Source organism: Micromonospora sp. LOL_014, assembly GCF_048060245.1.
Lineage (GTDB): Bacteria > Actinomycetota > Actinomycetes > Mycobacteriales > Micromonosporaceae > Micromonospora_E.
The window spans coordinates 187,375-201,802 of sequence record NZ_JBHMIP010000006.1; the positions used below are offsets into that span (position 1 = coordinate 187,375).

Genomic DNA, 14,428 nt, shown 5'->3' on the forward strand with positions numbered 1-14,428 from the left:
TACCGGCAGCTCAAGACGAGGAGGCAAGTAACAGTGAGCGCGACCGCTGGTCAGGCCGCCGACGGCGTACGGAGCCTGGCGGACCGGTTCGGCATCGAGCCGGGCATGGTGGTCATGGAGATGGGTTACGACGACGACGTCGACCAGGATCTCCGCGACGCCCTGACCGACCGCTGCGGCGAGTTGGTTGACGAGGACACCGACGAGGTCGTCGACGCGGTGCTGCTGTGGTACCGCGACGGTGACGGAGACCTGTTCGAGTTGCTCGTCGACTCGCTCGGCCCGCTGGCCGACAACGGGGTGGTGTGGCTGCTGACGCCCAAGGCCGGGCGTGACGGCCACGTCGAGCCGAGTGACATCAGCGAGTCCGCGCCCAGCGCCGGACTGCAACAGACTTCCATGGTCAACGCCGGCAAGGACTGGAGTGCCGCACGGCTGGTACTGCGCCGTGGGGCCAAGGCCAAGAAGTGAGTGAAGGAGCGCACATGCCCGTCGAGGTCGGCACGCCGGCACCGGATTTCACCCTCAAGAACCAGAACAACCAGGAGATGCGGCTGGCCGACTTCCGGGGTCGGCAGGCGGTCCTGCTGATCTTCTACCCGCTCGCGTTCACCGGCACCTGCCAGGGCGAGCTGCAGGAGGTCCGGGACAACATCGACGCCTACGTCAACGACGACGTGCAGACGCTCACCGTCAGCGTGGACTCCGTCTACACCCACAAGATCTGGGCGGAGCAGGAAGGATTCCAGTTCCCGCTGCTCGCCGACTTCTGGCCGCACGGCGCGGTCGCCCAGGCGTACGGGGTGTTCAACGACGCCGCCGGGATCGCCAACCGGGGCACGTTCCTGATCGACATGACCGGCGTGGTCCGCTTCGCCGAGATGAACGGGCCGGGTCAGGCCCGTGACCAGGCCGTGTGGCGCAAGGCGCTGGCCGACCTGGCCAACTGACCCGCGTCACGGACAACTGACCAGCCTCCGGGCCGATTGACCAGCGTCCGACCCTGCGGGACCCGCTACCGTCCGGCGGGCCCCGCGGGCCGGGGCAGTCCGCTTGCCGGCCGTACGGTCGCCGACCGCCGGGAACTCGGTCGCGCCGCGCCGGAGACGGCAGGGTAAACTGGCCGCCGCCGGGCCGGCAGTTCTTGTGATGCCCGGGCGCGTAGCTCAGTGGGAGAGCACTCGCCTTACAAGCGAGGGGTCGCAGGTTCGAAACCTGCCGCGCCCACCCATCCCGACCAGCGACGGAGCGTCACCGAGGGCCAGCCCGTCCGGCCCTCGGTGGGGCCAGATCGACTTGCGGCCTTGACATCCAGCTGATTGATTGCCGCATGAGCCTGAGTGACGCCGATCCCCTGTTGGTGGCTGCCCGCCTGGTGCTGACTTTCTGCGGCCTCCTTCTGATCGTTCTCGGTGTCCACACCGCCGTGACGCGTCGATCACCCCTGTCCCGGCTTCGCTTCGTTCGACCGACGATGAGCCAGCGGTCTCTGCCGGTCCGCAACGGTGGGTGCCAAGCGTCGCTCGGCGCGGGTCTGCTCATCCAGCAAGTCCCGTTTCTTGTCCCGGTGCCGCATTGGCTCGGAACGGCCCTGTTCGCGGTGGCGCTGCTCGTCGTCTTCGCCGCATTGGGATGGTTCATCCTGGTTCGGCGGCAGCGGTCGTCGGGGACGGTGTCGAGGCCAGGCTCCTGTCGGCTACCGGACGCCGTCTCTGGGGCGGCGACACGTTTTCATCGTGATCCCGTTGCGGGATAAGAATCCCCCTGGGGGATCACGCTGGAACAGAAACCGGTGTCGCCTGGCGGTGGGGCTCAATGGCATCGCCGCCCGCCGGCCCGACGCGGTGCCGCCGCTGTTGGTGGCCGATACCGCCGCCGGTTGGATGCTGATGGCGGACGCGGGGGGAGACGCTGCGGTTGCCCGACCGGCGGCTCGCCACGCTGCCGGACGCGGACGCACGGATGTTCCTCGACGGTTGGCCATCGGCCCCAGCTTGCGGCGGGTCGACAAGGGCAGGACCGGGGCGGGGCGCACGGACGGATCCCGTCGCACAGATGGGTGTCGGGGACACGGCAGCTGCCGACATCGCCGGCAGGTTCGACGCGCTGGTCCGGTTCGCCGGACTGGAGTTGGGCACGCAACTCGGAACGGACATCATGCCGGCGCCGAGCTGGCGGGAGCTCGCGGATCTGGTGGGGCGTACCCAGGCGCTGGTGAGTCAGATGGGGCGACGGGCGCGTTGACCGCCGGCCTGCGGGTGCCGGGACAGTCCGCATCTCTTCGTCACCGCGGATCCAAGGGCCGGAAGGACCACCCGTCACGTCGATGCGGAGGCATTCTGTCGGGGCCGACCGACGACCCGGGTGTCGTGGCCGAGTGGCCAGTCGACGACAGAAGTGGTGACCAGTCAGACCATCGTGGAGTAGCGTAGCGCCCGTATGTCCTGATTGCTACGGTGCCCCGGGGACGACGTGCGGCAACCTGACGGCGAGCGCCGCTCGGTGCCCGCGCGGGCGGTGGCCGGCCGGGCCGTTGCGGTACGAAGGAGACACGTCGTGCAGGTGAGACTCTTTGACGATGTCTCGATCCTCCGGCGTGGCCAACCGCTCAGTGCGCCGCCGGGCAAGGCGCTCGAGCTGTTCGGCTACCTGCTCATTCATCGGAACCGGACACACGCCCGCGAATCCATCTCGGAACTGCTGTGGCCGGGGGCCGAGCCCGGCGTTGCCCGCAAGTACCTGCGCCAGGCACTGTGGCGGCTCAACACGAGCATGCAGGACCAGCCGAACGACCAGCGCCCGGCGAGCGAACTCGTCGTCATCGACCCCGGCTGGGTGCGGATCAACCCGGAGGCGTCCTGTTGGCTGGACGTGGACGCGTTCGAGGAGAGCTACGCGGCGGTCCGCGACGTGCCCGGCGAAGCGCTCTCCGACGACCAGGCGCATGCGGTCGAGCACGCGCTGGATCTCTACCGTGGAGACCTCCTCGCCACCTGGTACCACGACTGGTGTGGTTCCGAACGGGACCGGCTACGCGACACCTACCTGTCGATGCAGGAACAGCTCATGGGCTACTGCGAGGCCCGTGGTCTCTACGCCAAGGGCGTGGGCCTCGGCCAGACCGTGCTGCGCCACGACGCGGCGCGCGAGCGGACCCACCGGCAGCTGATGCGGCTGCACTACGCCGCCGGCGACCGGATCGCCGCGCTCCGGCAGTACGAGCTGTGTACGTCGGTGGTGGACCAGGAGTTCGGGGTGCGCCCGTCGGTGGACACCACGGTCCTCTACCAGCAGATCCGGGCCGACCGGGCGGCGGACATCCGACCGGGGAGCGGCCGACCGGTGCTGACTGTCGGCGTATCCACGATCGCGCCGGCCGCTTCCGGCGGCAATGATGTACCGGTCGGGGACAACCGGGACGAGGTGCTGGGATCCATGGACGGTGCGGGGTACGCCAACTCGACGGAACACCTGCTGGCCGAACTCTCCCGGCTCGACCTGGTGCTGGGTAGGCAGGTCAGGCGGGTCCGGAAGGCTCGGCCCCGGCCCGGCGGCGAGCTCTCCACCTTCTATGTCTCCGAGGCCGAAGCCGACGCGTTGCTGGACGGTGTACCCGACTGGGCGCCGCCGGGCGACGACGACCCGAGGACCGCCGCCGAGCTGGACAAGTTGTCCCACGAGATCGGCGAGCGGGTGGCACAGAGCCTGCGGGGCGGTGTGGGTCTGCGGCTGGTCACGCTGGCCGGAATGTTCGACCTCGCCCCGTTCGACGTCGAAGTGATCGTGGCCTGCCTCGCGCCCGAGATCGACCGGAGCTACGAGCGGCTGTACGGCTACCTGCACGACGATCTGACCCGCCGGCTGCCGACGGTCGATCTCGTTCTCACGATGTTGTGCGCGGACCGTCAGTCGCGGATGGCCGCGCGAGCCCGGTTCGCGCCGTCGGCACCGTTGCTCCGGCATCGGCTCGTCACGTCGACAGAGGACCCGACCGCACCGGTGCACTCACTGCTGGGTAACAACCTCCGGTTGGACCCACGGGTCGTCGGGTTCCTGCTGGAAGACGACGACCTCGCCGAGCAGCTTCAGCCGTACGCCCGGATCGTCGCGCCGACCCTGACCCTCGATGATCTGCACTTCCCGGCGGAGTTCGGGAAGACACTGGCCAGGCTGAGCGAGCACGCCGGCGACGACCTGGTGGTCTACTGCCAGGGGGACTACGGTGTCGGCCGGCGCAGCGTCGCGGCGGCGTGCGCGCGCCACTGGTACGCGCCGTTGCTGGTGGTGTCGGCCGATCTGCTGGCCGACCGCCCGTTCGACGAGTTCGCCACGCTGGTCGGCCTGGTCGAGCGGGAGGCCCGGCTGCAGGGCGCGGTGATGTGCTGGGCGGACGTCGACTCCCTGCTCGTCGAGCAGGCCCGACCGCGGTTGTCGCTGCTGCTGTCCGCCCTGGCGGCGTACCCTGCTCCGGCGTTTCTGGCCGGTGACACCTCGTGGGAGTTGGCCGACCTGCCGGCGGGCCTGACCTTCGCCCGGCTGGAGTTTCCCTCGCCCGGCTACCCCGAGCGGCTGCGCATCTGGGGCGGCGCGCTCGCCGAGGCGGACCAGGGCACGCTGGACCTGGCCGCCGTCGCCGGCAAGTTCCGGCTCACCGGTGGCCAGATCCGCGACGCCGCGGCGACCGCTCACAACCTGGCGTACGCCCGGACACCCGAGGCTCCCGGGATCACCCAGGACGACCTGTACGCGGCGTGCCGCCTGCAGTCAAACCGCAAGCTAGCCGACCTGGCGCAGCGGATCACGCCGCACTACGGCTGGTCGGACATCGTGCTGCCCGCCGACCGGATGGAACAGTTGTGGGAGATTGCCAACCAGCTCCGCTACCGGTCGCTGGTCTACGAGTCCTGGGAGTTCGAGCGCAAGCTGGCCAACGGGCGCGGCCTGGCGGTGCTGTTCGCAGGTCCGTCCGGCACCGGCAAGACGATGGCCGCCGACGTGCTGGCCCACGAACTCGGCCTGGATCTGTACCGGATCGACCTGTCGACGGTGGTGAGCAAGTACATCGGCGAGACCGAGAAGAACCTGTCCCGGATCTTCGCCGAGGCCGCCACCAGCAACGCGGTGCTCTTCTTCGACGAGGCCGACGCGATGTTCGGTAAGCGTTCCCAGGTCCGCGACGCGCACGACCGGTACGCCAACCTGGAGGTCAGCTACCTGCTGCAGCGGATGGAGCAGCACGAGGGAGTGGTGATCCTGGCGACGAACCTGCGGAAGAACCTCGACGACGCGTTCACCCGCCGGCTGCACGCCACCATCGACTTCCCGGTCCCCGATGAGGCGGACCGCCGCCGCATCTGGGCGCAGGTCTGGCCCGAGCAGGCACCGCTGGACCCGGCGGTCGATCTCGACCTGTTGGCGCGGCAGGTCGATCTGCCCGGCGGGAACATCCGCAACATCGCCCTCGCCGGCGCCTTCCTCGCCGCCGCCGACGGTGGCAAGGTGACCATGGCACATCTGCTTCACGCGACCAGACGTGAGTATCAAAAAATGGGCAAGATCCTGTCGGCGGGGGAATTCGGCGCCGACTCGGTGAACGGGCAGGTCGCCGCTGATCGGCGCTCCTGACGAGACTGTGGAGGTTTCGACGTGCAATCGGCACAGCACGACAGCGGTGTGGCCCACCGGACCCCGGTAGCGGCATCCGGGTCCGCGCCGGCTCCGCGTCGAGCCGCCCTGCCTCGCGACACGTTGCAGCGGCGGTACGGCAATCGCGGTGCGCGGGCGATCCTCCAGACGAAACTGAACGTCGGGCCGGTGGACGACCCGTACGAGCGGGAGGCGGACCGGATCTCCCAGCTGGCGTTCGGGTCGTCCGTGCAGCGTGCCCCGGAGGCGATCCGTCGGGTGCCCGCGCCGACCGGTGGCGCGGCGAGTGCTGACCTCGCGCGGGCGGTGGACCGGGCCCGGGGCAGCGGTGGGCGGGCGGTGCCGGGCGGTGTGCGGGAGCGGATGGAGCGGGTGTCGGGGGCGGACTTCAGTGGGGTCCGGGTGCACGTCGGTGCCGAGTCGGACCGGCTGAACGATTCGCTCGGGTCGCGGGCCTTCACCGTCGGCGCCGACGTGTTCGTGCGCCGCAGCGAGTACCGGCCGGGCAGCGCGCGGGGTGATGCGCTGCTGGGGCACGAGTTGACGCACACCGTCCAGCAGGGAGCTGCCGGGCCGTGCGCCACCGGGGCGACGCCCACGGCGGGGCCGGCTGTCGCGCAGCGCAAGTTCGGGTTCGAGTTGGAGCTCCATCATGTGCCGTTGTTCAGCCGGCAGGGCGGGGTGGAGAGCCGGCCCGTGGCGAACGCCACAGCGGTTGCTCGCGGCAGGCGTTTCGAGGCGCATGTCGACCATTCCGCGGGCCTGGACGCTACCGTCGTGCCGGATGCGCTTCGTGGCGCCGGCCAGCCGGCTCCGATCCTTGAGCTCGTGACTGGACCGATGGATGAGTTCAAGGATTCCGAGAGCACGGTACGCGGCGTCATGAACCGGCTCGTGCGGGTGGCGACGCACATCGAGAACCGGGCGCTTACGCCGAACACGAACGTGCCGCTGGACGGTCTCCCCGGCATGACCGCGAACCCGGCCGGCGTGAACTTCGTCGGATACCCGAACGGATCCACCGCCCCGGCGGGCACACTGACGGGTGCGCACGCGCACGTGCAGGCGACCTACGGCCTGTCGATCACCCAGGTCGGCGACGAATTCGCCGACCGGAGTGCGCAGCCGACGGCCCCCGGGACGGCGCAGAGCAAGGTGAGGCATTCCAAGGTTGCCCTGGGTCTGGCCAACACCCGGGCTGGTGATATCGTTCAATGGATTCGAGACAACATCGATGAAGACTACAGCGACGCGGCGCTCGCCGAGGCGCGTGGACTGTTCGCCCTCATCATCAACTACTTGATCATCGGTAAAGTGCCCCATTGGGCCAGGTTGCACAAGAACCATGCCGGCATCTTCTTCTACAAGACGAGACTTTCCACGGTCAGAGATCAGATTGTCCATTCGCATCCCGAGCTTGAAGGGCTCTTTGGCAACGACGAGCTCGTCGACGAACTGCTGCGGCGTGCCGGGCGCGGATATGTGCAACCAGTCTTTCCAAACATGCAGGAGCCGTTGGCCGGTGTCGCCCTGGACTTGATGTGCGGCATGTGGGTCCAGGAGGTCCTCGCTGGAACGGGTGACAAAGTCTTCGACACCTCCGCCAACAGTGGTGCGAACGCTGTCGAGCTGGTCACTCCTCGCGTCGGTCGGGGTGCCAAGCGGGGGACCGGTGTGGTCGTCGAGAACCGGCGGTTCGCCCAGACCGAGGGGCACGCCTACTCGCACACGTACCAGCCCAACGAGTGGGCGGACATGGCGGTCCGGGTCCGCGACAGCCTGCGGGCCAGACAGGGGTACGCGCCGGGGGAGGTCACCAAGGCAGGAGAGATCTTCAGAGGGCTGTTCATCTCGTGACTGTGGCGGTCGGGACGGCCTGAAGTGCATGTGGTGCACATCACAATAGCGTGCGGATTGCCAGGTCAAGGCCTCTTGCCTCGTCGGCCAGGATCATCCAAGGCGGTTCGGTAGACGCCGGCGCAGACGCCCGTGGGACGCCCGTCCGGTAAACCTGTCGACCGGCGCGAAGGACGCAATTGGGGGCGGGACAGGGCTGTGTTTCATGATCTGGACGCGTCACTCGCCGCTCTCGTGCAGGGCGAACTGGCGTTGCCCGGTATCACCGTCAGCTTCGCTACGCCGGACGACCAGTTCCCGCCGTCGGGCGTCACCCTGCCCGCGATCGCGTTCTTCCTCTACGACGTCCGGGAGAACCACGAGCTGCGGACCAACCAGTGGGAGAACACCCGGCAGGAGTCCGGGATGATCACCCGCCGGCGGGTGCCGGCCCGGGTCGACTGCTCCTATCTGGTCACCGCGTGGCCCAACGACAGCGCGCCCAATCCGGCGCAGGACGAGCACCGATTGCTCGGCGACGTACTGCGGGTGCTACTGCGCCACCGGGAGATTCCCGCCGACTACCTGCGGGGCGACCTGGCCGGCCAGCAGCCGCCATTGCGCGCGATGGTCACCGCCGAGAGCCAACTGCAGGGCATCGGCGAGTTCTGGCAGGCCATGGGCGGTCGGCCCAAGGCGGTTCTGCACTACAGCGTCACGCTCAGCGTCGACGTGTTCGAATCCACGCCGGTCGGGCCCGAGGTGACCGGGACGGTCGTCCGGGTCGGCCAGGGCGTGGGCCACGAGTCCTGACGAGGGGGAGTACCCACAGATGCCGCAGTATCTAGCGCCGGGCGTGTACGTCGAGGAGGTCCCCTCGGCGATCAAGCCGATCGCCGGTGTGGGAACCAGCACCGCCGGCTTCGTCGGCGTCGTCACCGACGACGTCACGATGCCGCTGCTGCCCGGTCGCGCCGGCGTGACGGCGGAAGGCGAACCCGTACCGGCGGACTTCCACGTGGTGGCGCCGGCCGGCGAGGCCCAGCTGGTCGACGGCTGGGAGACGTTCAAGAACCTCTTCGGCGACATCCAACCCGGCAACCACACCCTCGCCCACGCCGTGTACGGCTTCTTCAACAACGGTGGCGGCCGCTGCTGGATCACCCGGGTCGCCGCCGCCGACGACGACGCTGACGACGATGCCGCCACCGGATCCCCGGACAGCGACCTGATCGACGCGTTGGCGACGTTCGCTGCGATCGACGAGATCGCCCTGGTCGCGATTCCCGGCGCGGTGAGCGACGCGGTGCAGACCGCGCTGCTCGACCACTGCGAGAACCAGTATCTGCAGGACCGGTTCGCGATCCTCGACGGTCGGCAGACCACCACGTTGACCAAGGCAGCGATCCAGGGCGACGTCCGGGACAGCAGCTACGGCGCGATCTACTACCCGTGGATCGACGTGGGCGCCACCGACGCCGACGGCAACAAGGTGTACCAGCCGCCGAGCGGGCACATCGCCGGGGTGTACGCCCGGGTGGACGCCGAGCGCGGCGTGCACAAGGCACCGGCCAACGAGGTGATCCGGGGCGCGCTGGGCGTCGAGGCGCTGGTCAGCAAGCAGCAGCAGGCTGGGCTCAACCCGGACGACATCAACGTGATCCGCAAGTTCGGCGGCAACATCACGATCTGGGGTGCCCGTACCCTCGCCGGCAAGGAGCAGGCCGAGTGGCGCTACATCTCCTCCCGGCGGCTGTTCAACTTCCTGCGCGAGTCCATCGACGAGGGCACCCAGTGGGTGGTCTTCGAGCCGAACGCGCCGGAGCTGTGGTCGAAGATCCGGCGCAACGTCGGCGCCTTCCTGACCACGGTGTGGGCCTCCGGTGCGTTGCTGGGCAACACCCCGGAGCAGGCGTTCTACGTACGCTGTGACGAGACCGTCAACCCGGCCGCGGTCCGCGACGCCGGCCAGCTGGTGGTCGAGATCGGGGTGGCGATGGTGCGTCCGGCCGAGTTCGTGGTGTTCCGGATCAGCCAGTGGGCCGGCGGGGTCCAGTAGTGGACGGCCGGACGAGACCGTGACCCAGCAGCTGACACCCGGTGTGCACCGGCAGGATGTGTTCCCGCCGCCACCACCGACCCAGCTCACCGGGGTGCCCGCCTTCCTCGGTCGGGCCGCCGCCGGCCCGTACACCCCGCAGCGGCTGACCCTGTGGCCGCAGTTCGAGGCGATCTTCGGCACTGCGACCTCCGGTGACGCCCCGGAAGGTTTCCTGGCCGACGCGGTCCGCGGGTTCTTCGACAACGGCGGGACGCTGTGTCACGTGGTCCGACTGCCCAGGGCGCTGTCGTCCGTCGAGGCGGTGCAGGCGGGGCTGGCGATGTTGGACGACCTGGACGACGTCGACCTGGTCTGCGCCCCCGACATCGTCACCGCAGCACCGTGGCCGGTCGACAAGGATATCGACCCGGTCGTCAAGGCGCAGCAGGCGATGCTGCGGCACTGCCGGCAGCGCGGTGACCGGTTCGCGCTGCTCGACGGCGTCCCGGCCGTCGATCCGACGAAGGTCGCCGAGCAGTGCGCGGCGTTGACCGCGCCGGACGGTGCGTTCGGTGCGCTGTACTACCCCTGGCTTGGCGCGTCCGGTGCCGACGGACGGCTGCGTCACCTGCCCCCGTCCGGTCATGTCGCCGGCGTGTACTCCACCGCCGACCAGCGGGTCGGCGTCCACAAGGCGCCGGCCAACACCGTGGTCGAGGGCGTCGTCGACCTGCAGGTGCAGCTCACCGCGGCAGAGGTCGGCACGTTGTACGGGCAGCGGGTCAACTGTCTGCGGGCGTTGCCCGGCCGGGGCGTACGGGTCTGGGGCGCGCGTACCCTCGGTGCCGACCCCGCCTGGCGGGACGTGACCGCCCGTCGCCTGGTGAGCACGATCGGCCGGTGGATCGAACGGTTCATGACCGGTCTGGTCCACGAGCCGAACGACGTCCGGCTGTGGGTGCGGATCATGCGGGAACTCACCGCGTACCTTGACGGGCTGTTCCAGCGCGGTGCCCTGCAGGGCCGCACGCCCGCCGAGGCGTTCTACGTCAAGTGCGACCACGAGACGAACCCACCTGCGGTCATCGAGGCCGGGGTGGTAGTGACACACATCGGAGTGGCACCGACCGCGCCAGCCGAGTTCGTCACCGTCCGCGTTATCCACGGCGCGAGCGGGGTGACGGTCGGCGTGGCGTGACCGGTGCGGACAACAAGTTCGACGCGGACAACAGTCGGTGCGGACAACAAGTTCGGTGCGGACAGACAGTGAGGTGCGGTTGTGGACAGACTCGACCCCTACTTCGGGTACAACTTCGCGGTGGAGCTCGACGGCATTACCCGGGCCGGATTCCGGGAGGCTTCCGGGCTGGAGACCAGCCAGAACGCCGCCGAGTACCGGGAGGGTACGGACCGAAACCTGGCGCCACGCAAGATCCCCGGGCTGAACAGTTACGGTGACATCACGCTCAGCCGTGGCCTGACCAGCGACAGCAAGCTGTGGGAGTGGCGGCAGAAGGTGATGAAGGGCACCGTGGAACGGCACAACGTGTCGATCACCCTGCTCGACCAGCAGGGCAACCCGAAGGTGACCTGGAACCTGTTCGACTGCTGGCCCAGGTCGTGGAGCGGGCCCAGCCTCAGCGCTACCAGCGACGAGATCGCCGTGGAGCAGCTCATCCTCGCCTGTGAACGCATCGAGGTCGACCAGTGGAGCTGACCGGCGTCGCCGAGGCCCGCCGTACCGAGTTCCCGTTCACCCTGCCGCACGGGCTGGTCGCGCCGGACGGCACGGTGCACCGCGAGGGAACCATGCGGATGGCCACCGCGCTCGACGAGATCGAGCCGATCAAGGATCCCCGGGTACGGTCGAACCCGGGCTACCTGGTGATCATCCTGCTGGCCCGGGTGATCACCCGGCTGGGCGGGCTGGAGTACATCAACACCAACGTGGTCGAGAACCTCTACTCCGCCGATCTCGCCTACCTGCAGGACTTCTACCAGCGGATCAACCTCAACGGGCACGCCCGGCTGCAGGTCGACTGCCCACACTGCAGCGGATCGTTCGAAGTGGAGCCGCCCAGCCTGGGGGGATGACGCGCTACTCCCCGGACCGGCTGCACGAGGAAGTAGCGTACCTGGCCTATCACTTTCACTGGCCCTATCACGAGATCATGCAGCTGGACCACCGGGAACGGCAGCGCTGGGTCGCGGAGGTCGCGCGGATCAACGAGCGACTCAACGAACAGGGAGGGGCACGGAGATGATGTCGACCGGGATTCCGCTCGGGCTCAGCTGGGCACCTGCCGCCGTGGGCAACTGGACCGGCCTGCGGCTGCCGGACCCGTTCCAGACCTTCAACTTCGCGGTGGAGATCGAGGGCCTGCTGCTGGCCGGGTTCAACGAGGTCAGCGGCCTGGAGAGCCAGATCGAAATGGAGTCCTACCGGGAGGGCGGGGTCAACAGCTTCGTTCACCAGCTGCCCGGCGCGGCCACTCCCGCGCACCTGGTGCTGCGGCAGGGGCTGAGCCCGCTCAGCGGTCTGTGGGGCTGGTACGACAACACCACCCGGGGCGTCATCCAACGCCGCAGCGGCACGATCGTGCTGCTCGACCGCCGGCAGATCCCGGTGATGTGGTGGAACTTCCGCAACGCGTTGCCGGTGCGCTGGACCGGCCCGACGTTCAGCGCGAGTGGCGACGACGTCGGCTTCGAGTCGCTGGAGCTGGTGCACGAGGGTCTGACCAAGCCGCTGCTGGGCCAGGCCGCCGCGCTGGCGCACGGCGTGGCCGGCATGGTCGGCTGACCGGGAGCCTCGGATGAACGACGACGACACGACCTTCGACCCGGCGCTGGTCCACCGGCTGTCCCGGCCGGCCCGGCGACCCGGCCTGATCGACCTGGGCCAGGCCCGGTCCGCGCTCACCCGCCACCACACCATGCCGGCGGGTCTGCCGCTGGCCGAGGTCGCTTCGCGCTACGTCAACCTGGCCACCCAGCAGCACGCCGGGCCGACGACACCCATCGTGTACGCGCAACCGGTACCGCCACCGTCAGCCGGAAGCCCTGCCCCGGTCGGTGCTCTGCCGACCAGCCCGCCCGCCGCCCCGGCGAACGCCGGGCCACCTGCCCCGGCGCACCCCGGGCCGGTCGCGGCGGCCCGCCGCCCGGCGGCCGACCCGGCCGGCGGATCGCCGGCCGCCTCGTCCGGCCCGGTGGTGTCGGCGCGTCCGGCCCGCCCGGCCGCCGAGCTGAGCCCGGTGTGGACCGCCACCGGTCCCGGGATCGCCGGCCCGGCCGTGCCGCCGGTGACGCCCCGGCCGGGTGCCGGCCGACCGCTGACCATTCAACGCAAGGTGGCCGCACCCACCGATCAGGGTTCCGCGCCACTGCCGGCCCGCCCGGCCGAAGCGCCGGCGTCCGTTGGCCCGTCGTCCACCAGCCCGTCGTCCACCAGGCCGTCGCCCACCAGGCCGGCGGTGCCGACGGGTGCTCCCGGTGCCGCCGCCGGGTCGTGGACTCCCACTGCCGCGGGTCCGACGGTGGCCGGCTCCGCCGACTGGACCGGGCTGATCGGCGTCCCTGGCCGGATGGCCAGCGGATCCCACCTGACCTTCCGCACCCCACCGACGGCAGATCACGCCAGTCGGCCCGCCGCCGGTGTGCCGTCCGCCGTCGGGCAGCGCCCGCCCGCCGTACCGCCGGCCCAGGTGGTCACCGCGCGGCAGCCGGCGGCCCGACCGGCGCCGCAGCTTCCGCTGGCCGCACCGTCGGCGGCCGGCCCGCAGGTCCGGTCGGTACCCGGCGCCGTCGGCGTACCGTCGGCGGCCGGCGTGCCGTACCACCCGGCCGTCGCGGGCCCGGTGCCAGCGGCTTCCGGTGGCCCCGGGTACGGTGCGACCGGCCATGGCGGCCGTGGATTCGGCTCGCGCGACGGCGCCGGCACCCTGCCCGGCAGTTCAGGGTCCGTGCCGCCCCGGGCCGACCGGGGTGTGCCGCAGCCGCCCGTTCAGCCGGCCCCGCAGGTCGACGTCGGGCAGGTCACCGAGCAGGTACACGGCCGGATCATGCGCCGACTGTCGGTCGAGGCCGAGCGTCGGGGGGTGCGGCGGTGAGTCTCAACAAGGCGGGTCTGGCCAACGCCGCGCTCGGGTTCGGCCCGGGCGGTGGTGGGTTGCAGAAACTGACCATCGCCCACGACGGCACGGACTTCGATCGCAACGGCCCGATCGAGGCGCTGTTCAATCCGCACGAGATCATCCGGTCGCGGTCGGTCAACTGGCACGCGCACGAGAGCGCAGGCAAGGGCAGCGCCTGGACGTGGAGCGGGTTGCAGCAGGAGTTCGCGGCCATGCAGCCCGCGACGTTGTCGCTCGAGCTGTTCTTCGACACCTACGAGTCGAGGGCGGAGGCGTCCATGTGGGCCCGGGCCACCTCGCTGGTGACGCCTCCCAATCCGTTCCAGACCGGCGACGCGACCGACGTCACCGCGCTGACCAGCCGGGTGGCCCGGCTGGCCGAGTTCGACAAGGAACTGCACCGGCCACCGCTGTGCACCCTGTCCTGGGGGGCCTTCGCCGACATCTTCACCGGCGTGCTCACCCAGATCAGCGAACGGTTCACCATGTTCCTGCCCGACGGCACGCCGGTGCGGGCGACGGTTTCTTGCAGCTTCGTGGAGTCGCTCACCGACGCCCAGCTCAAGGAGCGTGAGCTGCACTCCTCCGACGTGCACAAGACGTGGGTGGTGCGGCGCAACGACACGCTGCACAGCATCGCCGCCGCCGAGTACCGGGATCCGCGGCTGTGGCGGCACATCGCCTCGGCCAACGGCATCGTCAACCCCCGTGACCTGCGTCCCGGCACGGTCCTGACCATACCGCGGCTGAGCTGAGCGGAGGGTCAGAC

At 69.9% G+C, this 14,428-nt stretch carries 14 protein-coding genes and 1 tRNA gene; all 15 read left to right on the forward strand.

What is annotated here, in order from left to right:
- Nucleotides 1-33: 33 nt before the first annotated feature.
- On the forward strand, nt 34-471 hold the full coding sequence (locus tag ACFHW1_RS07850) for a DUF3052 domain-containing protein (protein WP_123602854.1): 438 nt from the start codon (nt 34-36) through the stop codon (nt 469-471).
- Between the two features lie 14 nt (nt 472-485).
- Nucleotides 486-950, forward strand: coding sequence for a peroxiredoxin (locus ACFHW1_RS07855; protein WP_416556318.1), 465 nt, complete (start codon nt 486-488; stop codon nt 948-950).
- 205 nt (nt 951-1,155) lie between these two features.
- A tRNA-Val gene (locus ACFHW1_RS07860) sits at nt 1,156-1,227 on the forward strand.
- Nucleotides 1,228-2,055: 828 nt separating this feature from the next.
- Complete coding sequence (locus ACFHW1_RS07865; protein WP_416556319.1) at nt 2,056-2,244, forward strand: hypothetical protein; 189 nt, start codon at nt 2,056-2,058, stop codon at nt 2,242-2,244.
- A gap of 318 nt (nt 2,245-2,562) precedes the next feature.
- Nucleotides 2,563-5,625, forward strand: a complete 3,063-nt coding sequence (locus ACFHW1_RS07870; protein WP_416615144.1) for an AAA family ATPase — start codon at nt 2,563-2,565, stop codon at nt 5,623-5,625.
- A 189-nt stretch (nt 5,626-5,814) separates the two neighbouring features.
- Nucleotides 5,815-7,503, forward strand: coding sequence for a DUF4157 domain-containing protein (locus ACFHW1_RS07875; protein WP_416556321.1), 1,689 nt, complete (start codon nt 5,815-5,817; stop codon nt 7,501-7,503).
- Nucleotides 7,504-7,701: 198 nt separating this feature from the next.
- Nucleotides 7,702-8,295 carry a DUF4255 domain-containing protein gene (locus tag ACFHW1_RS07880; protein ID WP_416556322.1) on the forward strand — a complete coding sequence of 198 codons (594 nt, stop codon included), beginning with the start codon at nt 7,702-7,704 and terminating at the stop codon, nt 8,293-8,295.
- A gap of 19 nt (nt 8,296-8,314) precedes the next feature.
- On the forward strand, nt 8,315-9,541 hold the full coding sequence (locus tag ACFHW1_RS07885; protein ID WP_416589673.1) for a phage tail sheath family protein: 1,227 nt from the start codon (nt 8,315-8,317) through the stop codon (nt 9,539-9,541).
- A gap of 19 nt (nt 9,542-9,560) precedes the next feature.
- Nucleotides 9,561-10,721, forward strand: coding sequence for a phage tail sheath family protein (locus ACFHW1_RS07890; protein ID WP_416556324.1), 1,161 nt, complete (start codon nt 9,561-9,563; stop codon nt 10,719-10,721).
- A gap of 81 nt (nt 10,722-10,802) precedes the next feature.
- Nucleotides 10,803-11,240, forward strand: coding sequence for a phage tail protein (locus ACFHW1_RS07895; protein ID WP_416567523.1), 438 nt, complete (start codon nt 10,803-10,805; stop codon nt 11,238-11,240).
- Nucleotides 11,231-11,617 (forward strand): hypothetical protein, encoded by a 387-nt coding sequence (locus ACFHW1_RS07900; RefSeq protein WP_199757664.1) that lies wholly within the window; start codon nt 11,231-11,233, stop codon nt 11,615-11,617. The genes ACFHW1_RS07895 and ACFHW1_RS07900 overlap by 10 nt, the downstream gene beginning before the upstream one ends.
- Nucleotides 11,614-11,787 (forward strand): DUF6760 family protein, encoded by a 174-nt coding sequence (locus ACFHW1_RS07905; RefSeq protein ID WP_199757663.1) that lies wholly within the window; start codon nt 11,614-11,616, stop codon nt 11,785-11,787. The genes ACFHW1_RS07900 and ACFHW1_RS07905 overlap by 4 nt, the downstream gene beginning before the upstream one ends.
- A complete protein-coding gene (locus ACFHW1_RS07910; RefSeq protein WP_416556326.1) occupies nt 11,784-12,326 on the forward strand; it encodes a phage tail protein in 543 nt (180 codons plus the stop codon). The genes ACFHW1_RS07905 and ACFHW1_RS07910 overlap by 4 nt, the downstream gene beginning before the upstream one ends.
- A gap of 13 nt (nt 12,327-12,339) precedes the next feature.
- The gene (locus tag ACFHW1_RS07915) at nt 12,340-13,635 is read left to right on the forward strand and encodes a hypothetical protein (protein WP_416615146.1); all 1,296 of its coding nucleotides are present in this window, start codon (nt 12,340-12,342) and stop codon (nt 13,633-13,635) included.
- On the forward strand, nt 13,632-14,414 hold the full coding sequence (locus tag ACFHW1_RS07920; RefSeq protein WP_416556328.1) for a LysM peptidoglycan-binding domain-containing protein: 783 nt from the start codon (nt 13,632-13,634) through the stop codon (nt 14,412-14,414). Before ACFHW1_RS07915 ends, ACFHW1_RS07920 begins: the two co-directional genes overlap by 4 nt.
- Nucleotides 14,415-14,428: the final 14 nt, after the last annotated feature.

Coding starts and splice junctions, on each gene's coding strand:
- ACFHW1_RS07855 (WP_416556318.1), top strand. CDS start 486: ATGCCCGTCGAGGTCGGCACGCCGGCACCGGATTTCACCCTCAAGAAC.
- ACFHW1_RS07865 (WP_416556319.1), top strand. CDS start 2,056: ATGGGTGTCGGGGACACGGCAGCTGCCGACATCGCCGGCAGGTTCGAC.
- ACFHW1_RS07885 (WP_416589673.1), top strand. CDS start 8,315: ATGCCGCAGTATCTAGCGCCGGGCGTGTACGTCGAGGAGGTCCCCTCG.
- ACFHW1_RS07905 (WP_199757663.1), top strand. CDS start 11,614: ATGACGCGCTACTCCCCGGACCGGCTGCACGAGGAAGTAGCGTACCTG.
- ACFHW1_RS07910 (WP_416556326.1), top strand. CDS start 11,784: ATGATGTCGACCGGGATTCCGCTCGGGCTCAGCTGGGCACCTGCCGCC.
- ACFHW1_RS07915 (WP_416615146.1), top strand. CDS start 12,340: ATGAACGACGACGACACGACCTTCGACCCGGCGCTGGTCCACCGGCTG.